Source organism: Hymenobacter mellowenesis, from assembly GCF_030581005.1.
Classification (GTDB): Bacteria; Bacteroidota; Bacteroidia; order Cytophagales; family Hymenobacteraceae; genus Hymenobacter; species Hymenobacter mellowenesis.
In genome coordinates this window covers 169502-193254 of record NZ_JAUQSX010000002.1, presented here as the reverse complement: position 1 = coordinate 193254, position 23753 = coordinate 169502, and the positions used below count along the sequence as shown (strand labels likewise).

The following is a 23753-nucleotide window of genomic DNA, read 5'->3' as shown; positions in this document are numbered from 1 at the left end:
CCATTAACACTACTTAACACACAATAACAGTACTTTACAAAAGAATGCCGGTGCTTTGCAGTGTTCAATTCAACACCTCTGCATTCCCATGAAAAACCCTGCAAAAAACCTGGTGCTGGCCCTCACATTCGGCCTGTTAGCCACCGGCGCGGCTCTGGCCCAAACCACCGGCCACATCAGCTACGAGGCCACCCAGCGCGTCGACCTCAGCAAGCTCAACATCGTAATAAACGGCCAGCCGGTGAAGCCCGGCAGCCCCGATTTCCCCACCGACATTCCCGAAACCCGCTCCTTTGGCCTCACGCTGACTTTTGCTGGCCCGGCCGCCAAGGAACAGCGCGAAGGCGGCGGCATGACCATTCGCACCGTGACCATGAACGGCGGCACGGGCGATACCCCGGCCAGCGCGCCCCAAATCAACAACTTCGCCCGGCCCTTTGAGGAAGCCACCTACCTCGACCTGGCCAACCGCGCCACCACCACGGTGCTCACCGTGAAAAAAGACGACGCCCCCACCACCTACCGCGCCGACGCCCCCATTGCACCCGCCACCGGCTGGAACATCAGCAGCCAAACCAAGAAAATAGCCGGCTACACCTGCCGTAAGGCCACCGTGCCCTACAAAAAGGAAACCTACACCGTCTGGTTCACCACCGATTTGCCCTTTACCTACTCGCCGGTGCGCGACCTAACGCCCGACAAGGGCGTGGTGCTGGCCTTGGAAAGCGAGCAGGAGCAATTCCGCGCCGCCAAAGTGGACCTCAAGCCCGTGCCCGCCGCCGAGGTGCAGCCCATCGCCACGGCCCAGAAAGTGACGCCGGCCGAGCTGAAAGACCTGCGCGAAAAGGCGCTGGCCGATTTTCGCCAGAAGATGGTAGAAGGCGGCGGCCTGCGCATCAACCGCAACTAAGGTGCTTTCGGCTTTAGCTAGTAGCGCGAACGTTGTAGTTCGCGTGTCCCGCGCCGTTCGGGTATCGTTTTGGTACGCGAACTACAACGTTCGCGCTACGTCCGCCGGCCCAACCGCGAACAGGCCGGCCCTGCGCCTGCTGCTCCTGCTAGCCATCCTGCTTGGCTTGGCGGCAACTTCTCGCGCCCAGACCACCGTGCCCGCCCCGGTCCGCCAGCATCAGGACAAGGGCAGCATCAGCGGGACGCTGGCCGATTCGGCCTCCGGCAAGCCGCTGCGCGAGGCCTCCGTGTCGCTGACGCTGGCGCGGGATTCGAGCTACGTTACGTTCGGGATTACCGATAGCGATGGGCATTTTGTGCTGCGTGAGGTGGCGCTAGGGCGCTACGTGGTGCAGGTGTCGGCGCTGGGCTACCGGGCGCGGCGCGTGCCGGTGGCCGTCACGGCGGCGGCCCCGGCGCCTACCTTGGGCACGCTGCGGCTGGGCGGCCTCAGCCAGAAGCTGGGCGAAGTGGTGGTGACCCAAGAACGCGCCCCGGTGAGTGTGAGTGGCGACACCATCGCCTTCAACGCCAACGCCTTCAAAACCCAGCCCAACGCCGCCGTGGAGTCGCTGCTGAAAAAGCTGCCGGGCGTAGAAGTGGACCGCGACGGCAGCATCCGGGCGCAAGGGCAAGCAGTGAACCGCGTGTTGGTGGATGGCAAGCCCTTCTTCGGCGACGACCCCAAGATGGCCACCAAAAACCTGCCCGCCGACATTATCGACAAGGTGCAGCTCTATGACCAGCAGAGCGACCAGTCCTCGTTTTCGGGCATCGACGACGGCAACCGCCAGCGCACCCTCAACCTCGTGACGAAGCGCGACAAGCGCAAGGGCTACTTCGGCACCAACGGCGCCGGTGCGGGCACCGACGGCCGCTACCAGGCCCGCCTCGGCCTCAACCGCTTCAACAACGGCCGCCAGATTTCGGCCCTGGCCCAGGCCAATAATATCAACCAGCAGGGTTTTGCCGACGAAGGCGGGCCCGCGGCAGCCAGCTTCGGGCCGGCGAGCGGCGGGCCCAGCGGCGGCGGGGCCATCATGCGGATGGGCGGCGGGCGCCAGAACCCGCTCGGCAGCAGCCCCCAGCCCACCAGCATCACCGAAAGCGGCGCCGTGGGGCTCAACTACCGCGACGCCTGGGGCCGGCGCGCCGAAGTGGCCACCAGCTACCTCGCCAGCCGCGCCACCACCACCACCGACCAGCTCCTGCGCCGCGAAAACGTGGCCAACCTCACCGGCCCCGAAGCCGGCCCGCCCCTGTTCACCGACCAAAGCCTGCTCAACCGAACCACGACCACCAGCCACCGCTTCAACCTGCGGCTCGACTACGTGCTCGATTCGCTCACCTCACTGCGCCTCACGCCCTACGCTTGGTGGCAGGCCAACGACCTCGCCCGCCAAAGCAGCCAGCAGTCCAGCCTCGGCGGGCGCCTGCTCAACCAAGGGCTGAACGGCTACGCGGCTACCAGCACCAACCCCAACGCGGGCGGCAACTTCCTGCTGATGCGCCGCTTCGGCAAGCCCGGCCGCTCGGTGTCGGCCAACCTGAATTCGACCCTGAGCGACCAGGACGCCACGGCTTTCAACCAAAGCACCAACACGTTTTTTGACGCCGCCGGGCGGCCCACCGTGCAGCGGCTCAACCAGCGCATTGCGCAGGCCACGCCCACCCGCAGCAACGTGCTGAGCCTCTCCTACGTGGAGCCGCTAAGCCTGCGCACCAAGCTGGAAACGCACTACGCCTTCACCGATTCGCGCAACGACGGCCGCCGTTTCACCACCGATTTCAACGAAATCAGCCAGCAATACGACCTGCTGAACCCGGGCCTGAGCAACGAATTTACCAGCCGCTTCCAGGCCAGCCGGGCGGGGTTCACCTTGCAGAAAAAGCGCCTGCGCTATACCGTGGGGCTGGGCTTGGATGCTCAGCAGGCCGATTTGCGGGTGCGCAACCTCTCGGCCGATACCACCGTGGACCGCCGCTTCCGCAGCCTGCTGCCCAACGCGCTGTTCACCTACAACGGCAGCCGCAGCCGCTCGCTGCGCCTCAGCTACCGCACCCGCCTCAACGCGCCCACCGCCGCCCAGCTCCAGCCCGTGCGCGACAACTCCAACCCGCTCAGCATCCAGGCCGGCAACCCCAGCCTGCGCCCCGAATACGTGCAGGCGCTGTCGGCCAACTTTTCGCAGTTCAACGCCACCACCAACCGCAGCGTGTTCGCCACGCTCGGCGCCAGCCGCGTCGACGACCGCATCGTGTCGGCCACCAGCTTCAATACCCGCGGCGTGCAAACCACCCGGCCCGTCAACGCCGACGGCTTCTATAGCGTGAACGGGTTTTTCTCGCTGGGCCAGCGTTTATCCAACCACAAAATCAACCTCAACCTGACCACCAACACCGGCTTCATCCAGTCGCCCAGCCTGGTGAATGGCCTACCCAACACCAGCCGCACATGGAGCCTGGGCCAGGGCGCCAGCGCCAACTCGGCCTTCAACGAGCAGCTTGAATTCGGCCTCAGCGCCAACCTCACGTACCAAAACGCCCGCTACTCCGCCCTGCCCAACCAAGACACCGACTACCTCACCCAAACCCTCACGGCCGATATTTTCTACCAGCTCCCCGCCCGCTTCGTGCTCACCTCCGACGTGTGGGCCAGCAACAACACCGGCCGCGCCGCCGGCTTCAACCAGCGCGTCGTGCTCTGGAATATCGGTCTGGCCCGCCAGCTCTTCGCCAACAAGCAGGGCGAGCTCAAGCTGCAAGCCTACGACCTGCTCAATCAAAACCGCAGCGTGCTCCGCAACACCACCGAAACCTACGTGGAAGACGTCCGCAGCCGCATTCTCCAGCGGTATTTTCTGCTGAGCTTCACGTACAACCTGCGGCAGTTTGGGAAGTAGCTGGTGAATTGAAAGGAAAAAAAGCACGGTCATGCTGAGCGCAGCCGAAGCATCTCTACCGCGCAACTAATCCCATCGAAAGGGTTTACTACTGCGGTAAAGATGCTTCGGCTGCGCTCAGCATGACGTTCTCCTTTGGCGGAGGTAGACACTCGTCTACCTCACGGCGTACCTTTGCCGTTCCTTATGCTGAAAAACGACCTTTTCCTCCGCGCCGCCCGTGGCGAAGCCACCGAGCGCACCCCCGTCTGGCTCATGCGCCAGGCCGGCCGCATCCTGCCCGAATACCGCGCCCTGCGCGCCCGCCTCTCCGGCTTCAAAGAGCTGGTGGAAACGCCCGAGCTGGCCGCCGAAGTCACCATCCAGCCCATCGACGCGCTGGACGTGGACGCCGCCATCATCTTCTCCGACATCCTGGTGGTGCCCGATGCCATGGGCCTGCGCTACGAAATGGTGGAAGCCCGCGGCCCCCTGTTTCCCGAAACCATCAAGTCGGCCGCCGACGTGGCCAAGCTCCGCATTCCCGACCCTGAGGAAGGCCTCGGTTATGTGCTCGAAGCCCTGCGCATCACCAAGCGCGCCCTCAACGGCCGCGTGCCCCTCATCGGCTTCGCCGGCGCCCCCTGGACGCTGCTGGCCTACATGGTGGAAGGCCACGGCTCCAAAACCTTCTCGAAAGCCCGCGGCATGCTCTACCGCGAGCCCGCCCTGGCCCACCAGCTGCTGGCCAAAATAACGGCCACCACCATCGCCTACCTCAAGGCCCAGGTGGCGGCCGGCGCCCAAGTGGTGCAGGTGTTCGACTCCTGGGCCGGCACCCTACCGCCCGCGCACTACACCGAGTTTTCGGCCCGCTACATCGCCGAAATCACCGAAGCCCTGGCCCCGCTCGTGCCCGTCACGGTGTTTGCCAAAGGCGCCTGGTGGGCCGTGCCCGAGTTTGCCGCCACCGCCTGCCGCACCATCGGCCTCGACTGGAACCAGGACCCCGCCCAGGTGCGCCTGCAGGCCGCAGGCAAAACCCTACAGGGCAACCTCGACCCCTGCGCCCTCTACGGCACCCGCGAGCAGGTGAAAGCCGCCACCGAAACCATGCTGCGCCAGTTCGCCGGCGGCCCCCACATCGCCAACCTCGGCCACGGCGTCTACCCCGACACCGACCCCGACAACGTCCGCGTCTTCGTGGACACGGTAAAGGCCTGGCGGGGGTAAGTTTTGAATATGGATAACAAAAGGCTAACTGCGGCAGCCACTCAGGAGATTGAGCAGCCTACTTTCGGGGTGGTGTCGCAGTTCCTGGAAATCCACGAAATAGCTTATCAGGACGGCAAACCGGTAGTGGCCGGCATTACAACCGATGAGGTAGAAAGCCAAGCCGTCGTTTACTTCACAGTTAAAGGCGAGGCTTTCTATTTCGCGGTGCAGCTCACCACCGAGCCCCGGGTCCAAGTTGTTTGGGCCGATACGGCCGCCTTTGCCCGGGTTTCTTTTGAGGCTTATTCCGAAACCCACAGCTTGCCGCAGCTTCTTGGCTTCACGCGCTTATTTCCAACGGAAACCGATGAAACTCCCGAGGGCATTAGCTTTCTAACATTTGAACCAAATCCTGAACCGGGCACTCCCGAGGGAAAAATCAAGAAACTGCTGACGCTACTGGAGCAAGACGCTACGGGGGTCAAAAAATTGGCTGAAAACGCCAATGGTGCTATCCGGGCCTATGTCGTTTTTCACAACGGCAACACGATGCTCGGTGGTATTGTACTGGGCAAAAGCGAAATACAGAGGCTGGCAACATTAAACCTGGAAATTAACTTTGACCTGTACGCCGCGGGCAACAAGTTCACCTAAGAAACATTCGCATGGCCCCCACCTTCAGCCCAGTCTTTTACCTCACCCTGGCCCTGCTACTGGCGCTATTGGTGTTCATGTGGCGCTGGTACCTGCGCAAGTCGGAGCGCTCGGGCATCGAAACGGCCATGGTGGTGCTCGTGACGCTGGGCAGCCTCTCGCCCGTATTTTTCCTGGCCTACCTGCTGCTTTTCCGGCGCTAGGTCAGCGCTGTTTGAACGATGTAGGGGCGGGGCTTGCCCCCGCCCGGGCGTTTGCTTCGTTTCCACGATTCCGTTCAATGACCGGGCGGGGGCAGGCCCCTCCCCTACAGCGTTCAGCGTTTACCCCGACCACGGAACCTCTCCAATTATCCCTCCTCTCACATGGACGTAAAAGACAGCAACGGCGCCCTGCTCGCCGAAGGCGATTCCGTCATCCTCATCAAAGACCTCAAGGTAAAAGGCTCCTCGCTTACCCTCAAGCGCGGCACGCTGGTCAAAAACATCCGCCTCACCAACAGCCCCGCCGAGATTGAAGGCCGCGCTGGCGGCAGTACCATGGTGCTCAAAACCGAGTTTCTGAAGAAAGCCTAGTGCCGAGACAACTGCTGATTTTCCTGCTCGGGCTGCTGGGCTGGGTCCCGGTAACTCGTGCCCAGCCCAGCGCGCAGATTCTGCTTCGGGTGGAGCCCGGCAGCAAGCATTTCTGGTGCCGCTATACCCTACGGCTGCCCGCCGGGGCCGCTCCCGCCCCCGTGCTGTTGAATCTGAACCGCAGCTTCCGGGTGCTGTCGGTGCGCAGCCCGCGGGCTTGGCAGGTTGTGACGAAGCCTTACTGGTACGCCGGATTTCAGGATACGCTGCAGGGCATCACGCTTCAATACCCGTCTGGCGACCTGCGGCCGAGGCAAATCACCGTCACCTACGAAGGCAACCTCACCGCCCGGTACGCCACGGACCAGGTGCTGGAATTCAGCCGAAATACCGTCTGGGTGCCCTTCCTGCCCTATAAGGAAGACGAGCTGACAAAATACGAGTTGGAAGTGCGGGTGCCAGCCGGCTACGACGTGGTGAGCACCCGGCACCCGGCGGCGCACCGCGGCGGGCGCTTCAGATTTCGGGGCACCACCGCGGCCCTTGAGCCCACGGCGCTGATTTCCCGCGATTTTCAGCGGCTGGCATCGGCCCCGCCGGGCCCGCCCATCACGGTGATAAAGGCCGGCGCCCTGCTTCCGGCCGATACTTTGCTGCTGGCCCAAGCCACGCAAATTGTCGCTTTCTACAACCAGACCATCGGTCGGCGCGACACCATCCCGCGCTTCACGGTGCTGCTGCCCGGCACCAACCGCAACGCCGCCGGCCTGCTCGACAACGCCGTCGACATCACCTATGCTGATTTCGACGTGCGCAAACGCGACGACCGCCTAATTCTGGCGCACGAAATCAGCCACAAGTGGTGGAGCTACGGCTCCATCAGCGGCTACGAGGAGTGGCTGAACGAAGGCTTCGCCACCTATTCCAGCCTGCTCTACCTGCAAGCCAGCGGCGATACCACCGGCTTTCGGACAGAGCTGGCCCAGCGGCTGGCTTCGGCCGCCGGCGCCCCGGCCATTATTGGCTTCGACAAAGCCACCCACGACTACCACACCGCCCGCCGCGTGGTGTATGCCAAAGGCACGGCCGTGCTGCACGCCCTAAGCACCCGCGTGGGCAATGAACTGTTTGTGCGCATCATGGCCGCCACGGCCGCGCAAAAAACCGCCACAACCGAAGCCTTCCTGACCACCGTAGCCCAGGAGGCTGGCCCCGAAACCCAGCGCTGGCTCCGCGACCAGCTGACCCGCTAAGCCTCCGCCCCAGACCAAACCGTTCTTCCAACACTTCCCGCTACCATGCCCACTGAGCAGGAGAAAATGCTGGCCGGCGAGCTTTACGCCGCCTTCGACCCTGAGCTGCTGCAGGCCCGCACCCGCGCCAAGCGCCTCCTGCACCGCCTCAACGTCACGGAATACCTCGTCATCGATGCCGCCCGCGCCATTCTGGCCGAGCTCATCCCCCACGCTGGCCGCAACCTGTGGGTCGAGCCGCCCTTCCACTGCGACTACGGCAGCCACCTCCACTGCGGCGACAACGTGTATTTCAACGTCAACTGCGTGGTGCTCGACGCGGCCAAAATCACCATCGGCTCCAACGTGCTGTTCGGCCCCGGCGTGCAGCTCTACGCCGCCACTCACCCGCTCGACGCCGGAGTGCGCCGCACCCTGGAGCTGGCCCGCCCCATCACCATCGGCGACGACTGCTGGCTGGGCGGCGGCAGTATCGTCTGCCCCGGCGTCACCATCGGCCCGGGCTGCGTCATCGGAGCAGGTTCGGTCGTCATCAAGGACATCCCACCCTATTCGCTGGCCGTGGGCAACCCGGCACGGGTTATCAGGAACCTCGCGGCCTGATGCTGCGTCGGCCCACTGGCTGGTTGGCTACCGACGCCGTTTGGGTGGCATGGGTGGCGGCAGAAATTCGACCATTTTAGGGTCTCGGTACTCAATGCCGACCTCATAATTATGCCCGGTCCCTTTGGCTTCAAAAGAAAGAAAGATGTGCTGATGCGGCCCATCGAAAACCATGAAGTCGCTATTTGCCGGTCCGCTATGGTCTGAATAAGGTAAACGGCGGGCTTTCACCGCAGCCCAAATCCGCGCATATTCGTCCCGTTTGGGAGAATGGTAGCGCAGCATTCCCATTTCCAGCGGAAACTTCCCCGTCGAAAGCATGAGCGTGTCCGCCACCCCGGCCGATTCTGGCCTGGGATAGGTCCAGATGTACGCGGTGCGGGCATACCTAGGGTCGGGGGCCTGGGTGTCGTTGTCTTCGCTGATAAACTTCCAGCCCCGGCTTTGCAGGTAGCGGTTGGCGGCCGGAAGGGGCTGGTCCCGCAGCCACAGGAGCCGGTCAAGGGTAAGGGAAGAAGTCAGAACTGGCGAAGGAGCGGAAGGCTGTGGCTTGCCTTGCAGCGGTAGCAATTCGTGGCCTGCCACCGATAGCACCTTACCAACGAGCGAAAAGAAAAAGGCTTTCATGCATCCAGACGATTCGTCGCAGCAACATTACCGCGCAACGTCAAAAAATGTTGGTTTCAGCGCCTGCGGAAATGGCCCAATCCTGTCGGTATCTCTGTGGTGGCTAGCGAAGCGCAAGCCCCGCCTCCTGCGCTTCTTCCAACAGCCGCTGTTTCTCCACGGGCACCACGCCTACCTGCTCGCACACCAGCCCGCCGCCCAGGTTGGCCAGCGCCGCCGTGAAGGCTGCCGGCCGGCCCAGCGCCACGCACAGCGCCGCGATGCTGATGACGGTATCGCCCGCGCCCGACACGTCGGAAATGGTGCGCAGGTGGGCCGGCAGATAGGTTTTCTGGCCGTTTTGCTGGGCAAATACGCCGTACTCGGAAAGCGTCACCAGCACAATTTCGGGCGTTAATTCTTCTTTCAATCGCACCACGGCTGCCTCAAAGCCGGCGCGGTCGGCCACCGGGTCGCCGAATTCCAGCTTCAGGCCTTCGCGCAGCTCTTTCAGGTTGGGCTTGAAGAGCGTGCAGTGGCGGTAGGCCAGGAAGTTCTTTTTCTTGGGGTCCACCACCGTGGGGATGTTGCGCTGCCGGGCCCGGGCAATGCACTCCGTGATAATGGCTTCGCTGAGCACGCCCTTGTCGTAGTCCTCGAACACCACCACGTCGGCGCGGGCCAGCAGGTCGTCGTAGGCCGAGAGCAGTTGCGCGCTTTCGTTGGTATCCAAGTCGGTTTCCACCTCGGAGTCGATGCGCAGCAGCTGCTGCCCTTGGGCCAGAATGCGCTGCTTCACGGTGGTGGGCCGGCTGGCGCTGCGGATGATGCCATCGGCGGGCAGGTCGCTGTCGTGCAGCAGTTGCAGCAGCTGGTCGCCGCCCGCGTCGGTGCCGATGACGGCGCAGAGCAGCGGCGTGGCGCCGAGGGCCTGCACGTTCAGGGCCACGTTGGCGGCCCCGCCGAGGCGGTTTTCGGTGCGGGCCACGTGCACCACGGGCACGGGCGCCTCGGGCGAGAGGCGCGTGGCCCGGCCCCACACGTAGGCATCCACCATCACATCGCCGATGATGAGCACGCGGAGGCGGTTAAAATCGTTGAAAAGGTCGGTGAGGGAAGGTGTAGGCAAGGTTTCGCTGAATTTGCGACGGTCAACAGAACGTCATGCAGAGCGCAGCGAAGCATCTCGCGTGCAATGGTAAACCTATTGATTGAGTCAGTGGCGGCACGCGAGATGCTTCGCTGCGCTCTGCATGACGTTCTGTTGTAAACTAACTACGCCAGCTTGGCCAAGCTGGCTTTCACCCGCCGAAACGCCTCCGTCAGCTTCTCATCCGAGGCAGCGGTGCTGAAGCGCATGCACTCCGGCGCCCCAAATGCCTCGCCCGACACGGCCGATACCAGCGCGTCGTTCAGCAGGTACATTGCCAAATCCATGGACGTGCTGATGGAGCTGCCGTCAGGCGCGGTGCGGCCAAAGTAGGCCGAGACTTCCGGAAAGATGTAGAAGGCGCCGCTGGGCGTGGGCGTGATGAAGCCGGGAATGTCCTTCACGATGTCGAGCACCAAATCGCGGCGGCGGCGGTAGGCGGCCACCATTTCATCGGCCGAGGCGCGGCCGCCGCGCAGGGCGGCCAAGCCGGCGCGCTGCGCGATGGAGCAGGTGCCGGAGGTAATCTGGCTCTGCATTTTCTCGCAGGCGTAGGCAATGTCGGGGCGAGCGGCCAGGTAGCCCAGGCGCCAGCCGGTCATGGCGTAGCCTTTCGAGAAACCGTTCACGGTAATCACCCGGTCGGCCACTTCGGGGAACTGGGCCAGGCTGGCGTGCTCGCCCACGAAGTTGATGTACTCATAAATCTCATCGGCCAGCGCATAAATCTGGGGGTGGCGGGCCAGCACTTCGGCAATGGCGCCGAGCTCCGCGCGGCTGAAAACGGCGCCCGTGGGGTTGCAGGGCGAGGAATACATGATAAGCTTGGTGCGGGGCGTGATGGCGGCTTCGAGTTGCGCGGCGGTCACCTTATACTCGTTTTCTAGAGTGCCCACCAGCGTCACGGCCACGCCGTCGGCCAGCTTCACCATCTCCTCGTAGCTCACCCAATAGGGTGAAAACACGATGACTTCCTCGCCCGGGTTTACTAGGCTCATCACGGCGTTGGCCAGAGCTTGCTTGGCGCCGGTGCTCACCACAATCTGGTTGGGCTGGAAATCGAGCTGGTTGTCGCGCCGGAATTTGTCGCAGATGGCCTGCCGCAGCTCCGGGATGCCGGCCACGGGCGTGTAGAACGTGAAGCCGTCATCGAGGGCCTGCTTGGCGGCGTCCTTGATGTATTGCGGCGTTTGAAAGTCGGGCTCGCCAAAGCTGAGGTTGATGACGTCGAAGCCTTTGGCTACCAGCTCCCGGCTTTTTTTGGCCATGGCAATGGTGGCCGATTCCTGCATGACCGTGACCCGGTCGGATAGCGGGGAAGTGATGGCGGGGGCAGCAGTTTCAGACATAAAGAGGGCGCAATTGGAGCAGCAAAGGTAAGGCCGGTAAGAAGTAGCGCGGACTTCGCAGTCCGCGTCCCCGCGCCGTTAAAGCCGTGCGGGCGTCGTTCGGGTTTCCGTCAGGGACGCAGACTGCAAAGTCCGCGCAACTGTACGGCCTACTCCCCCATGCGGCGCCAGCAGCGCCAGAGCACGCTTAGGTCCGTGGCGGGCTCGTAGTCCTTGGCGTAGAGCAGCTCCAGGCGGCGCTTGGTGGTGTCGTTGAGCGGCGCGGCCGACACCGCCGCATCGGCCGGCGACACCACGGCGGGCACGGCGCGGGCCGGGCCTGGTGTGTAGCGTAGGCCCACCCAGGTGCGCCGGCCCAGCAGCACGGCTGCACAGTTGCTTAGGAAACCCGCTTTCTGCGGATGAAACCACAGCAGCAGTGGGGCCAGCCCCAGCAGGCCGGTGCTGAGCAGCACGTCGAGCAGGCGCTTGGCGCGGGCTTGCCGGGGCTGGTAGAGGTTCAGGGCAATGTCGAGGGTGTAGTAGTCGCCGGGCGCGTCCTTGCTGCTGCTGCCGATGATGTACTGGCTGTCTTCGGGCAGGATTTTGTAGGCCACCGGCGGGTGGGTGGGCAGGCTCAGCATGAGGGCGATGATGCGGCTGGCGGGCAGGTCTTTGCCGCAGAAAATCAGCTCATCGAGGGCGTAAAGGCGAATAATGTCGCCCAGCTGACGCAACTCACCCAGCGGTTCTTCGGGCGGTTCGGGCGCGTCGTAGCGGTGCGAATAAGTTGCTTCCACGGTAGCGGCCACCAGGGTTTCGACGGGCGCTACGGCCACGTAGCCGATGACGCGGGCCTGCACGCCGGCGGCTTCGAGCAGGCGGCGCACGCGGCGGCTTTCGGGGCCGGAGCCGACGATGGCGATATTTTTCTGGCGGCGCTCGGTCAGGCGCAGGTCGCGGTAGCGCAGGAAGTGCACCAGCACCTGCCGGCCCACCAGCGCCGCCACCGTCCACACGCCACCCAGAATTATCAGGGCTTTTGAGAAGCGCCAGGCATCCAAGTAGTTCGAAGCTGCCGAAATCACCAGCGTGCCCACAAAGGCCCCGCGCGCCACCCGGGAGGTCCGAATGGGCGGGTCGTAGCCCCCGCTCAGATACACCGACACCAGCCAGACCACGATGTAGACGGGCACGGCCACCTCCATGTATTGGGGCGGGTAGGCGCCGGGCACAAACTTGTGGTTGTGCTCCCAGTACGTTTTCAGGAAGTACATGCCGCCCCAAATCAGGCCGGCATCGAGCAGCAGCGGGGCAATGCGGACGGCCAGCCGCTCCAGCACGGCCGCGCCGGCCCGTAGCCAGATTGCGGCGTTTATCAGCAGCGAAAACAGGCCCGCCCGGCCCGGCGCGAAGTGCTTTTGCGCGAAAATCACCATGGCCCGGTAAAACACGAATACGTAGTTCACGCTCGTGCGCTTGGTGCTTTCGCCCTTGTAGTGAATGATGCGGGTGCCGGGGAAATAATAGTTTTTCCAGCCGCCCTGGGTGAGGCGGTACGAGAGGTCGATGTCCTCGCCGTACATGAAATAGTCTTCGTCAAGCAGCCCCACCTGGTCCAGCGCCTCCTTGCGCAGCAGCATAAAGGCGCCGCTGAGCACTTCTATTTCGTGGGTTTCGTCTTTATCGAGAAAACCCAGATGGTAGCGGCCAAACGTGCGCGACTTCGGAAATACACTCGCCAGCCCAAACATCTTGTAAAACGCTACCGCCGGCGTGGGCAGCGCGCGCTTGCTCTCGGGCAGGAAATGGCCTTGCCCATCGAGCATTTTCACGCCCAGGCCGCCGCAGTTGGGGTGCTCGTCCAGGAAGGCGCAGCAGGCCCGGAAGGTGTCTTCCTCCACCACCGTATCAGGGTTGAGGAGCAGTTGGTACTGGCCGGTGGCGCGGCGCAGGGCCTGGTTGTTGCCCTTCGAGAAGCCCGGGTTGTCGCGGTTGGCGATGAGGATGACCTCGGGAAAACGCTCGCGCACCATGGCCACCGAGCCATCAGCCGAGTTATTATCCACCACAAAAACCTCCACGGGCTGGCCCAGCTTCTCCACCGCCCGCCGCACAGACAGTAGCGCCTGCTCCAGAAAGTAGCAGACGTTGTAGTTGACAATGATGACGGAGAGCTTTACCACAGCGGGCGAAATTAAGCAGCGCCGCCCAGCCAGCGGCTACGGAAGCTTCTTTCGGGGCCCCAGCCGGGACCGGAATAGCGAAAGGAACTCCTGTCAGGCGTCCAGTTCAGCCTGCGTCGGTAAAACGAATATTTCCGGCCAAACAAGTACGTCGTAATAGCACAAGGCCCCGGCTCTATTCAGAACCGGGGCCTTGTGCTCAAAAGTAAAGTAGCCGCGCTGCCATCGCTCTCAGGCAACGGGGAGGCGCGCGCAGCGCCTGCCTTATAGCATCATGCCGCCCGTGGCTTCGAGGCGCTGGCCGTTGAGCCACCGCGCGGCATCGGTGCAGAGGAAGGCGACGATGCCGCCGATGTCGTCGGGCTCGGCCACGCGGCCCAGGGCCGTAATCTGGGCCACGTAGGCACGGATTTCGGGCGTGTCCGTCATGGCGCCACCGCCAAACACGGCCCCGGGCGCCACCACGTTGGCCGCAATGCCCCGCGGGCCCAGCTCCAGGGCCAGATAGCGCGTGAATACTTCCACCGCGCCTTTCATGCTGGCGTAGGCCGAGGTACCGTCGAAAGCAACGCGCGTGGTACCGGAGGAAATGTTGATAATCCGGCCGCCGTCGCGCAGTAGCGGCAAGGCTTTCTGAGTGAGAAAATACACGCCCTTGAAATGAATGTTGAGCATCTCGTCAAACTGCGCCTCGGTGTTCTCGGTAATGGGGGCGGTGAGGCTGGTGCCGGCGTTATTGATGAGGAAGTCGAATCGGTCGGTGCCGAAAGTATCGGCCAGCGCCGTGGTGACCTGGGCAAAAAACGCCGCGAAGGTGCTGAGGTCGGCCGCATCCAGCGGCAGGGCCACGGCGCGGCGGCCCAGCGCTTCTATTTCGGCTACTACGCCGGCAGCTTCGGCCTGCTGGCTGCGGTAGGTCAGGATAACGTCGATGCCCTGCTGGGCTAGTTTCAGGGCCATGTCTTTGCCCAGGCCGCGGCTGCCGCCGGTGACGAGGGCGATTTTGGAAGTATTCATGGGGAGGGTATTTGGGGTGTTGATTGAACACGACAAAGGTCCCCCGGCCTGCTGACGGCCGTGTTGTACCGGCCAATCAGCTTCTTGTAGAAATCAAACCGGCACGGCGTGCTGCGTCCGAAAAGCACCGGGGCTCACGGTGGCGTAGCGGCGGAAAAAGTGCGAGAAGTGGGCCACATCCACGAAGCCCAGGCTGTCGGCAATTTCCCAAAGCGTCCATTCCGACTCGCGCAGCAGCACCTTGGCTTCCTGCGCCAGCCGCCCGCCGATGAGGTCGGTGGTGGTGCGCCCGGTGCTGTCCTTGAGCACCTTGTTGAGGTGGTTGACGTGCACGGCCAGGTGGTCGGCAAAGTCCTTGGCTGTGCGCAGCTGCACGCGCTGCTGGGGCGTGGTGAGCGGAAACTGCCGCTCCAGCAGCTCCACGAAGCGCGAGGCCAGCCGGGCGGCGGCCGTGTGAACGGGGTGCAGCGTGGTGGCCGGCTGCCGCTTCTGGCCCAGGTGCAGCAGCTCCAGCACGTAGGCCCGCAGCAGGTCGTACTTGTGGGCGTAGTCGGACGCCAGCTCCTCGCGCATCTGAGTAAAAATGCCCGTCGCCCGCGCCGTTTCGGCCGGTGTCAGCTGAAACACGAGGTAGCCGTCGGCCCGGAACAGCGGCAACTCGTCAGGGGTGAGCCCACCCAGAACCGGCAGCAGAAACTCAGCCGTGAATAGGCAGAATTGCCCCTGCTGCGGCTCGGAAGGCCGCCACTGGAACGACACTTTGGGTGTCGAAATCACCAGGGCATCGGGGGCAATGGCAATGGTTTGGTCGGCGTACTCAGCGTGGCTGTGGCTGCGCAGCAAACTGATTTTATAGAATGAGCGGCAGGGGTACGATGTGTCGGGCCGCAGCCGGGTAGCGTCCCATAAATCGGCCAAATCAAATACGTTGAAGTGCCCAACTTCGCGCTGAATTCCGCCGGGCAGCAGGGTTGTCAGGTCGGGGCCAAGGCAGGGAGCCAGCTCTTGGTAGAGGGTATTGAGCGCGGTGGTCGTCATGGCAGCAGCTTGCTTGTAGAATTCAAAGCTTCAGCAACTTGCTATGGCGCGAAAGGTTTGCCGACGGCGGCGCAGTGCAAGGGCAGCAAAAAGCCCCGGTTCATTTGCAGAACCGGGGCTTATGACACCATTGGGTTGGTCGCTGAGAACAGGACGGATTAGCTATGCTGACCTTCGGTTGCTTCGCTCTGCTCGCAATGACAGGCAGGAGGCAATTCTTACCGCGCCTGGCGCAGGCGGTCTACAATGCTGCGGCCGAGGGTGATTTCGTCGGCGTATTCCAGCTCGCCGCCCATCGGGATGCCGCGCGCGATGGTGCTGATGTGCACGTTGGGCAGGTCGCGCAGACGGCGCGAGAGGTAGAAGGCGGTGGTGTCGCCTTCCATGGTGGGCGAAATGGCCAGGATGACCTCGCGCACCTCCGAGTCTTCGGCCGCGGCCCGCTCCACCAGCGAATCGATGTGCAAATCGGACGGGCCGATACCTTCAATGGGCGAAATCACGCCGCCCAGCACGTGGTACACGCCCTTGTACTGGCCGGTGTTTTCGATGGCAATGACGTCGCGCACATCCGACACCACGCACACCAGGCTGTGGTCGCGCAGCTTATTGGCACAAATACCGCACTCCTCCGAATCGGAAATGCTGTGGCAGGTTTTGCAATAGGTGATTTCAAAGCGCATTTTGGCCAGCGCTTCGGCCAGCGAAGCGGTGGTATCCATCTCGGCCTTGAGCAGGTGCAGGGCAAGCCGCAACGCCGTTTTGCGGCCAATGCCAGGCAGGCGGGAAAGCTCGCCCACCGCGTTTTCAATCAGTTTGGAAGGAAACTCCATTCAAAAAATATGAAAATGTGTTGATGTGGAAATGAGCGAAATGAAGCTGTGCAATTGGAAATCAACACATTTTCACATCGTCACGTTTTCACATCAAATAACGTCGGCCGAAATGCCGCGGTCGTGAATGGCCGTGCACATGGGCTCCAGCTCTTCGTAGGTGCCCACTTTCACGGCGCACTTGCCTTTGTAGTGGATGAGCAGAGTGCACTGCTCGGCCTGCTCGGGCTGGTGGCCACACACGTCCATCAGGGTTTTGATGACGTGGTCGAAGGTGTTGATGTCGTCGTTGTACACCACGAGGTTGCGCAGCTCCAGTTCTTCTTCGAGCACCAGAACGTCTTCATCGTGCTCAATTTGGGGGCGAGTATTCATAAAGCAAATTTACGCAGGAAAGCCCGCGCGGGGCAGCTCCTGATAACTGTAAACGGCGCAGATTCGTTTCGCTGGAAGGAGCTTTGCTGCGCGAACTTTGTCGTTCGCGTTTCCGCGCCGCCCGCTCGTTTCGGCCCGCGAACCATCTGTTCGCCCTACTCCCCTTCCGTCGCCCATGCCCGTTCCTTCCGCCGACTTCAAAAAAGCCCTCAAGCGCCTCTCCGAGCCCGAAAAGGAGGCCCTGCTCCTGCGCGCCGTGCGCCGCGACGCCGAGCTCTACGAAACCTACCGGTTCGAGCTGCTGGCCGACGTCACGCTCGGCCAGATTCAAGAAGAAACCGCCGACCGCATTCACGAGCTGTTCAACGTGGCCGTGACCGGGCGCCTGCTCAACCGTAGCCTCGTGAAAGCCGTGCGGGCCAGCATGCAGGAGGCCGCCCGGGCCCGCCGCATCACCAAAAACAAGCAGCTCGAAATCGACCTGCTCCTCTACATCCTGCGCCAGTGCATCGACAACTACTCCGGCCAGTTCGACAGCGTTTATGACGGTTTCTACCGGGCCACGGCCCGGCTGGCGGCCAAGCTCCCGGCCCTCGTCCTCAAGAGCCTGCACGAAGACCTGTGGGTAGAATACAAGGACGACATCGACGAAATCCTGCGCCAGCTGCACAGCCGCAGCAAAAGCCACAACCTTAGCTTCGAGCTACCCCGAAAGCTCGAAATTCCAGAATAAAAAAAGCCCGCCAAATGGCGGGCTTTTTCATTGTTAATCGGCTCGCAAGGCAACGTCCACAAAATCCGTGGAATCCGAGCGAATTCGTAATTAGGCTTTCTTGGCAATCACGTTGAACGTCAGGTCGAACGTGTCGTAGATGGCTTTGTCGCCGATGCTCTCGAAGAACGACTTCGAGCCGTACTTCAGGCCGAATTTGGTGCGGTCGATGGTCACTTTGCCGGTGGCCGAGGCCAGGTCGCCTTTCACGCCCACTTTGGCGGGGAAACTGATGCGCTGCGTCACGCCTTTGATGGTCATGTCACCGGTGATGGTGGCGTTGTCGGCCTCTTTAGCGGCGCCTTTGATGGGGGCTACGCTCACGATTTTGAAGGTCGAAGTGGGGTACGTAGCCACGCCGAAGAAGTCGTCGCTGCTCATGTGGCCCACAAATTTGCCTTGGCTGCTTTCGTCTTTGATGTCGGTGGCCTTCATGGTTTTCATGTCCACGGTCACGGTGCCGCCCACAATGGCGTTGCCTTTCACCAGCAGCTCGCCCGAGCTGAAGTTCATGGTTCCGTTGTGGCCGTGCGTCACGGCTTTACCTTCCCAGCCCAGGGTGCTCAGCTGCGGCTGCACGGCGTAGGCGGGGGCGTTGGTGGCCATTTTGGCGCTGTTATTTTTTTGGGCCGAAGCAGCGGGGGCGGCGCCCAGTACAGCAACAGCGAACAAAGCGGGCAACAGGAGATTTTTCATTTGAAGAAAAAAGTAAAAAAAGGGTAATTCTGAAATAAAGCGTGGCTGGGCAGCCACTAAAAAACGTGCCAACCCCTACTCGCAGGAAGGCTGGTGCAGGGTTGTCCCGTCGCCGTCCTCGGTGCGGATTTTGTCGAGCAAGACATTCAGCTGACGGGCTTCGTCGGGGGTAAGAAACTGGGTACCATTCTTTTCCATCAGGCCGGAATCCTCAATGGTTTTCAGCAGCTCCAGGCCAGCCGGGGTAATGCGGATGTCCACGGCCCGGCGGTTGGCGGGGCACACGGTGCGGGTCACGAGCTTCTTTTCCTCCAGCCGGTCCACGATGCGGGAGGCGTTGCTGGTTTTGTCCAGCATGCGGTCGATGAGCAGCGCCACGGTAGCGGGCAGCGGGTGCTGGCCCCGCAGAATGCGCAGAATGTTGAACTGCGGCAGCGTGAGGCCAAACGTCTTAAACGCGGTGGCTTGGCGCAGCTGCAACCAACCGGTGGTGTACACCAGGTTGATGATGGCCTTCTGGTACTCGTCGCGGAAAGTGGGCTGCTTGATTTCGTCTTCGATGCGCATAAGAGGCAGTGGAATCGGTTGCAAATTTATGTACATACATTTAATGTCGCAACATCGTTCCCATAAATTGTTAAAAAAAGTTTGGTTCGATAGCGAAATATGGCCGTGGCAGCCGCAAAAACGTATTCCCCGGCATCATTCACATTTCCTTACAGCTATGTTTCGCTTCCTGTTGATTGCTTCTGTGGCCGGCTGCCTGGCCGCCTCGCCCCGCCTCGCGGCTGCCCAGGACGGCGGCTTTCCGGTCCAAACCACCGCCAACACCCAGTTTCTCATGAAAGATGGCGAAGTGGTGCGGCGCGAAGGCAGCCAAATCACGCCGCTCACACAAAATGTAAAATTGCGCAACGGCGTTAAAATCAATTACAAAAACGGCATCGTGGAAATGCCCGCCGACAAAATAAACCCCAAAGGGAAGAAAATCACGCTCCACGACGGCGACTACGTGCGTCCCGACGGCGGCGTGGTGTTTGCCACGCCCAGCAGTGCCGCCGCCGCCCGGGGCGATGCTGCCGCCGGCATTCCCGGGGCCAACGGCGCTCGTTACGAAACCTACACCGAGCGCGGCCCCGGTTTCTCCGACCCCGCCGTTCAGGTGGGCCTGCTCCAGAAAAAAGTGGAACTGCTGACGCAAAAAGTGCAGCTGCTGAGCCAGGGCCGCACCGACCTGCCCGATACCAAATCCATCGACGACCAGCTTACGCAAATCAATTCGCAGCTGAACTCGCCGAAATAGCACGCTGTACCAGTCGAAAAGAGCGGCCATGCTGAGCGCAGCCGAAGCATCTCGCGTGCAGAAGCAAATAATTACTGGCGCATTAAAGATGCTTCGACTGCGCTCAGCATGAGAATTTTGCCTGATTCAATCAGCTGCCTCACGCCAGCAGCCGCAGCTGCCCGGCCGCTTCGGTCACGAGGCCAAAGGGCTCATCTTTCACGATGAGGAAGCCATCGAGGTCGTGCACATCGGCCAGGGCGCTGATTTGCAGGGCCGCCGCAATGCCCACCGATGTTTCGACCATGCAGCCCAGCATGGGAATAAGGCCGTGGGCGCGAGTGTTGCGCAGCAGCTCGATGCCGCGCCGGTAGCCGCCGGCCTTCATCAGCTTCACGTTGACGCCGTGGAACTGCTGCGCGATGTCGGCAAAGTCGGCCGCGTCCGTCACCGATTCATCGGCTAGCAGCGGCACGATGCTGCGCGGCTTTAGGTAACGATAATGGTCGGTGAAGGCGGCCGGCAGCGGCTGCTCCAGAAAGCGCAGGTTGAGGCCGGGCAGGGCGGCGGCTTGCTCCAGAAATTGCAGCACGGCGTCGGCGTCGGGCCACGCCTCGTTGCCGTCCACCAGCAGGGAGTGGCCGGGCAGCGTCCGCGCCACTTCGCGCAGCAGGTCGAGCCCCTCGGCTTGGTTCACTTTAATCTTGATGAGTTCAAAGCGCTGCATGTCCAGCTCGCGCAGGAAGCCGGCCACCTCCCCCACCTCCATAATGGGCAGCGAGAAGGCCGTGGGCACGGCCGGCGCTGGCGCGGGCACGCCCAGCCATTGCCACACCGGCTGGCCGGCCTGCGCGGCCAGCCACTGCACCAGCGCCGACTCCAGCGCGAAGCTGAGGGCGTGCGCCACGGGCCGGGCTGCCAGCAGGGCATCGAGGCCGGCCAGGGTAGCCACGTCGGAGAGGCCGTGGGCTTGCAGGGCGGCAAACTGCTGGCTCAGCAGTTCCGGGGTTTCGTTATAGCGTACGTTGGGCGCGGCTTCGCCCAGGCCGGTGTGTCCGTGGCCGGCCGCCTGCAAAAGCAGGTTGGTTTTGCTGGAAGAAGCGTTGCGCGATATTTTCCACACGAAGCGCAGGGGCAGCGAATGGGCAGTAAGGGTCCAGGTGGGCATGGAGGAGAAAGCGAGGCCGCGGAATGGGGCGCCGAAGATGCAGCGAAAACACCACAGCTACGCACCGCTCACGAAAAAGGCCACTTGCGCCGGGTTTTTAAGGGCTGTCTTTGGGTAGAAGGCCGGTTATTTCATCCCCTGGGCGCCGGGCAATTGCGGCCACAATCGTGCTGCTGGCTGGATAATGCCGTTCTTTAGGGCCTCATTCCCCCACCCTGCCCTTTTTCCAAAAGCATGGCAAAATCCCGTTTACTCCCCATTGCCCTGGTATTCCTGCTGCTGGCCGGCCTGCTTACCGCGCTCAACGCTAATCACATAGTAGCCCTGCCCGAGCCGGCGCTGCTGGCCGCGCGCTGGCTGGCGCTGCTGGCGCTGGCGGCGGCCGTGTACCCCCGCCGCTCCCTCACGCTCTGGATTGTGCTGGCCATGCTGGTCGGCATCGAGCTGGGCCACGATGCGCCCGAGGTAGCACTCAACCTTAAGGTACTGAGCGACGCTTTCTTACGGCTGGTTAAAACCATCATCGCGCCGCTGGTTTTTGGTACGCTGGTGGTTGGCATTGCCGGCCACGCCAACCTCAAGCAGGTGGGCCGCATGGGCCTGAAGGCGCTGGTGTACTTCGAAATCGTCACCACGTTCGCCCTGTTCATCGGCCTGGCAGCCATCAACCTCACCAAAGCCGGCGTGGGCATCAGCCAGGCCGGCATCAAGGAAGAAGCCATTACCGCGGCCGCGCCCCAGACGGTGGCCGAAATCATCCTGCACATCTTCCCCGAAAACATTGCCAAGTCGGTGGCCGAGGGGCAGGTGCTGCAGGTGGTTATTTTCGCTATTCTGTTCGCCATCGGCCTGGCGCTCACGCCCGAACGGCCCCGCCGCGTGATGCTGGAGTTCTGCGAGAGCCTGTCGGAGGTCATGTTCAAGTTCACCAACGTGGTGATGTACTTCGCGCCGCTGGGCGTGGGCGGCGCCATGGCTTACACGGTGGCCAAGCTCGGCTTCGGGCCGCTGCTCAACGCCTTCCAGTTGCTGCTTACGCTCTACGGCGCGCTCATTGCCTTCATTCTGCTCATTTTGCTGCCCGTGGCGCTGCTCATGCGCATTCCGCTGCGCCGCTTCGTCGCGGCCGTGGCCGAGCCCATGAGCATTGCCTTCGCCACCACTTCCAGCGAAGCGGCCCTACCCCGCGCCATGGAAGCCATGGAAAGCATCGGGGTGCCGCGCCGCATTGTGGCCTTCGTGATGCCCACGGGCTACTCCTTCAACCTCGACGGCACGACGCTCTATCTATCACTGGCTTCGGTGTTTGTGGCCCAGGCGGCGGGCGTGCCGCTGTCGTTTGGCGACCAGATGCTGCTCGTCTTCACCCTCATGCTCACCAGCAAGGGCGTGGCGGGCGTGCCGCGCGCTTCGCTCGTTATTCTGCTGGCCACACTGCCGTCGTTCAACCTGCCGCCGTGGCCGGTGTTCATCATCCTCGGCATTGATGCGCTGATGGACATGGCCCGCACCGCCGTGAACGTGCTGGGCAACTGCCTGGCCTCGGCCGTGGTGGCCCGCTGGGAAGGTGAATTTGTGGACGATTACGTGGGACCCGACCCCACAGCCGTGGCCGAACAGCCCGAATTGGCGCATTGATTTGAGTCAATCTGGCCGGCTTTTTTCGTTCCGGTCAGGGACTTTTTCGCGCCATTCGCCGAATTTTGAACACCTTGCCGACTGAAACCGTTAATTTAGCTACTACTTAAAGCGCTTAGTGCTACTTCCACCCGGCTTTATTGCACTTTTCAGCTTTCGCCTTTCCCTTTTTCCGCTTCCTGATTCATTAGTGCTATGAAATTGACTCGTCGACTCGTGCTGCTGGCCCTTGCGCCGGCCATATTAGCAGCCCCTGCTTGTGTGTCGGTAAAAAACCAGATGCGCAGCACGCCCACGGCCTCCATCGCCAAGCGTCTGCCGGCCCTGGAAATTCTGGCCGACCAGGGTCCACTCGCGATGAACGACGGTGCCCTTCCCGAAGACCCGCTGAAGTTGTTCCAGCAAGAGTGCCACATCAACCTGACGGAGCCCACCGATTCGGCCACTTTCGGCTACGCCAAGCTGGTGGTGAAAAAAGTGAAAACCCTGCGCACCGGCCGCGCCGTGCAGGGCCTGCAGGTACTCACGTTCATGATTCCGGCCGTGCTGGGCATTCCGCTCGAATGGTATAAGACCACGCTGCAGGCCGAAGTGCAGGTGAGCGACGCCGCCGGCAACCTGCTGGGCTCCTATGCCGGCACCGGCACGTCGGAAGTGAAAGTGGCCATGTACCACGGCTATTCCCAAACCACCGCCCCGCGCCTGGCCGACATCATTGCCCTGCGCGGCGCCATGGCCCAGATTCGGCCCCAGCTCGATACGGCCACGGCCCGCCTGCGGCCCCTGCTCCTGGCCGGCGGCGCCGTAGACAACCCCACCCTGCCGTCGTCGTCCGTCGTGACTGGCAGCCGCTAAGCGGCCCGGCTCGCAGCCGCCGCCTTTTAACATCAACCCGGCCTGGCCCGAGGTGTGCTCCCCGTCGGAGAGTGCCTCGGGCCTTACCTTTGAGGTGCTATGGCTCTTTCGCACTCCCTTCGTCTTTCTGCCTTTGCCCTGCTCAGCACCGCGCTCTGGGGCGGCTGCTGCGCCAATAATGAGTGCGAGGCCGAAGACCCGCTGGCCGATGCCGTGAAGCTGCGCTTCTCGTCCCGATACGCGGTGAACGACCTCGATACGCTGACCATTTTGCGCTACCCGAAGGACACTACCGGCATCGTCCGCCCCGAAACGGTGACGCTGGTGCGCGGCGCGGCGCCGGTCGGGGGCGACTCCATTCTCATCAACAACAACACCCCGTTTGCGCGCGTCGCCAACGCGAACCTGGCCAATTACCTCTACGTGGTGCAGTACCTGGCCCACCCCGGCGGCATAAACAAGGGCGTGCCTACTACGGCTTTCGTCATCAATGGCATCCGCATTCAGGGCCGCTTGGTGGCCGACGGGTGTTGCACTACCTACATTAACACCACCAAAACGGTGGCTTACGATAGCAGTGGGGTAACAAAGTCTGTCAACTTAAAGGAAAAGCCCTACCTGCTAATTCCCTAATGGCCGTGCCAGAGACTTGGCACGTATAGCTTTTGCCGCGCTG

The 23753-nt window shown here is 62.5% G+C and carries 24 protein-coding genes; 13 read left to right on the top strand and 11 right to left on the bottom strand.

Going from position 1 to position 23753, the window contains the following annotated elements; all coding sequences use genetic code 11:
- The first annotated feature begins 88 nt into the window (after window positions 1–88).
- The 8 genes from Q5H92_RS04825 to Q5H92_RS04790 all read left to right on the top strand — a co-directional run bounded on the left by Q5H92_RS04825 (window position 89) and on the right by Q5H92_RS04790 (window position 8133).
- Window positions 89–910 carry a GLPGLI family protein gene (locus Q5H92_RS04825; RefSeq protein ID WP_305010362.1) on the top strand — a complete coding sequence of 274 codons (822 nt, stop codon included), beginning with the start codon at window positions 89–91 and terminating at the stop codon, window positions 908–910.
- A gap of 166 nt (window positions 911–1076) precedes the next feature.
- Complete coding sequence (locus Q5H92_RS04820; protein WP_305010361.1) at window positions 1077–3854, top strand: outer membrane beta-barrel family protein; 2778 nt, start codon at window positions 1077–1079, stop codon at window positions 3852–3854.
- A 186-nt stretch (window positions 3855–4040) separates the two neighbouring features.
- Window positions 4041–5066, top strand: coding sequence for a uroporphyrinogen decarboxylase (gene hemE / locus Q5H92_RS04815; protein ID WP_305010360.1), 1026 nt, complete (start codon window positions 4041–4043; stop codon window positions 5064–5066).
- A 9-nt stretch (window positions 5067–5075) separates the two neighbouring features.
- On the top strand, window positions 5076–5702 hold the full coding sequence (locus Q5H92_RS04810; RefSeq protein WP_305010359.1) for a DUF4279 domain-containing protein: 627 nt from the start codon (window positions 5076–5078) through the stop codon (window positions 5700–5702).
- Between the two features lie 11 nt (window positions 5703–5713).
- Window positions 5714–5905, top strand: coding sequence for a hypothetical protein (locus Q5H92_RS04805; RefSeq protein ID WP_305010358.1), 192 nt, complete (start codon window positions 5714–5716; stop codon window positions 5903–5905).
- A gap of 162 nt (window positions 5906–6067) precedes the next feature.
- The gene (locus tag Q5H92_RS04800) at window positions 6068–6277 is read left to right on the top strand and encodes a zinc ribbon domain-containing protein YjdM (protein ID WP_305010357.1); all 210 of its coding nucleotides are present in this window, start codon (window positions 6068–6070) and stop codon (window positions 6275–6277) included.
- Window positions 6277–7530 carry a M1 family aminopeptidase gene (locus Q5H92_RS04795; RefSeq protein WP_305010356.1) on the top strand — a complete coding sequence of 418 codons (1254 nt, stop codon included), beginning with the start codon at window positions 6277–6279 and terminating at the stop codon, window positions 7528–7530. Before Q5H92_RS04800 ends, Q5H92_RS04795 begins: the two co-directional genes overlap by 1 nt.
- 45 nt (window positions 7531–7575) lie before the next feature.
- Entirely contained in the window at window positions 7576–8133 is a 558-nt protein-coding gene (locus tag Q5H92_RS04790) for a sugar O-acetyltransferase (protein WP_305010355.1), read from the top strand.
- A 27-nt stretch (window positions 8134–8160) separates the two neighbouring features.
- Here the strand turns inward: Q5H92_RS04790 and Q5H92_RS04785 are convergent, their stop codons facing one another.
- From Q5H92_RS04785 to Q5H92_RS04750, 8 genes are all read right to left on the bottom strand, one after another.
- The gene (locus Q5H92_RS04785) at window positions 8161–8760 is read right to left on the bottom strand and encodes a hypothetical protein (protein ID WP_305010354.1); all 600 of its coding nucleotides are present in this window, start codon (window positions 8758–8760) and stop codon (window positions 8161–8163) included.
- Window positions 8761–8863: 103 nt separating this feature from the next.
- Window positions 8864–9868 (bottom strand): bifunctional heptose 7-phosphate kinase/heptose 1-phosphate adenyltransferase, encoded by a 1005-nt coding sequence (locus Q5H92_RS04780; protein ID WP_305010353.1) that lies wholly within the window; start codon window positions 9866–9868, stop codon window positions 8864–8866.
- Between the two features lie 146 nt (window positions 9869–10014).
- Window positions 10015–11238, bottom strand: a complete 1224-nt coding sequence (locus Q5H92_RS04775) for a pyridoxal phosphate-dependent aminotransferase (RefSeq protein ID WP_305010352.1) — start codon at window positions 11236–11238, stop codon at window positions 10015–10017.
- A gap of 149 nt (window positions 11239–11387) precedes the next feature.
- Window positions 11388–13403 carry a glycosyltransferase family 2 protein gene (locus tag Q5H92_RS04770; RefSeq protein ID WP_305010351.1) on the bottom strand — a complete coding sequence of 672 codons (2016 nt, stop codon included), beginning with the start codon at window positions 13401–13403 and terminating at the stop codon, window positions 11388–11390.
- 264 nt (window positions 13404–13667) lie between these two features.
- The gene (locus Q5H92_RS04765) at window positions 13668–14420 is read right to left on the bottom strand and encodes an SDR family NAD(P)-dependent oxidoreductase (RefSeq protein ID WP_305010350.1); all 753 of its coding nucleotides are present in this window, start codon (window positions 14418–14420) and stop codon (window positions 13668–13670) included.
- A gap of 93 nt (window positions 14421–14513) precedes the next feature.
- Entirely contained in the window at window positions 14514–15458 is a 945-nt protein-coding gene (locus tag Q5H92_RS04760) for a helix-turn-helix domain-containing protein (RefSeq protein WP_305010349.1), read from the bottom strand.
- Window positions 15459–15676: 218 nt separating this feature from the next.
- The gene (gene recR, locus Q5H92_RS04755) at window positions 15677–16291 is read right to left on the bottom strand and encodes a recombination mediator RecR (protein ID WP_305010348.1); all 615 of its coding nucleotides are present in this window, start codon (window positions 16289–16291) and stop codon (window positions 15677–15679) included.
- Between the two features lie 93 nt (window positions 16292–16384).
- Window positions 16385–16666, bottom strand: a complete 282-nt coding sequence (locus Q5H92_RS04750) for an ATP-dependent Clp protease adaptor ClpS (RefSeq protein WP_305010347.1) — start codon at window positions 16664–16666, stop codon at window positions 16385–16387.
- A 175-nt stretch (window positions 16667–16841) separates the two neighbouring features.
- On the opposite strand from Q5H92_RS04750, the gene Q5H92_RS04745 reads away from it, so the two are divergent.
- On the top strand, window positions 16842–17399 hold the full coding sequence (locus Q5H92_RS04745; RefSeq protein ID WP_305010346.1) for a hypothetical protein: 558 nt from the start codon (window positions 16842–16844) through the stop codon (window positions 17397–17399).
- 90 nt (window positions 17400–17489) lie between these two features.
- Here Q5H92_RS04745 and Q5H92_RS04740 read toward each other — a convergent pair whose 3' ends face one another.
- The gene (locus Q5H92_RS04740; RefSeq protein ID WP_305010345.1) at window positions 17490–18134 is read right to left on the bottom strand and encodes a YceI family protein; all 645 of its coding nucleotides are present in this window, start codon (window positions 18132–18134) and stop codon (window positions 17490–17492) included.
- A gap of 75 nt (window positions 18135–18209) precedes the next feature.
- Window positions 18210–18701 (bottom strand): MarR family winged helix-turn-helix transcriptional regulator, encoded by a 492-nt coding sequence (locus Q5H92_RS04735; protein ID WP_305010344.1) that lies wholly within the window; start codon window positions 18699–18701, stop codon window positions 18210–18212.
- Window positions 18702–18858: 157 nt separating this feature from the next.
- Between Q5H92_RS04735 and Q5H92_RS04730 the strand changes: the two genes are divergently transcribed.
- Window positions 18859–19437: a DUF6799 domain-containing protein gene (locus tag Q5H92_RS04730; RefSeq protein ID WP_305010343.1), complete on the top strand. Its 579-nt coding sequence runs from the start codon at window positions 18859–18861 to the stop codon at window positions 19435–19437.
- A 139-nt stretch (window positions 19438–19576) separates the two neighbouring features.
- On the opposite strand, the gene Q5H92_RS04725 is transcribed toward Q5H92_RS04730, so the two are convergent.
- Window positions 19577–20584: an enolase C-terminal domain-like protein gene (locus Q5H92_RS04725; RefSeq protein WP_305010342.1), complete on the bottom strand. Its 1008-nt coding sequence runs from the start codon at window positions 20582–20584 to the stop codon at window positions 19577–19579.
- Between the two features lie 234 nt (window positions 20585–20818).
- Between Q5H92_RS04725 and Q5H92_RS04720 the strand changes: the two genes are divergently transcribed.
- From Q5H92_RS04720 to Q5H92_RS04710, 3 genes are all read left to right on the top strand, one after another.
- Window positions 20819–22222 carry a dicarboxylate/amino acid:cation symporter gene (locus Q5H92_RS04720; protein WP_305010341.1) on the top strand — a complete coding sequence of 468 codons (1404 nt, stop codon included), beginning with the start codon at window positions 20819–20821 and terminating at the stop codon, window positions 22220–22222.
- A 195-nt stretch (window positions 22223–22417) separates the two neighbouring features.
- A complete protein-coding gene (locus tag Q5H92_RS04715) occupies window positions 22418–23077 on the top strand; it encodes a hypothetical protein (RefSeq protein WP_305010340.1) in 660 nt (219 codons plus the stop codon).
- A gap of 99 nt (window positions 23078–23176) precedes the next feature.
- Window positions 23177–23710 (top strand): hypothetical protein, encoded by a 534-nt coding sequence (locus tag Q5H92_RS04710; RefSeq protein WP_305010339.1) that lies wholly within the window; start codon window positions 23177–23179, stop codon window positions 23708–23710.
- Window positions 23711–23753 lie beyond the last annotated feature (43 nt).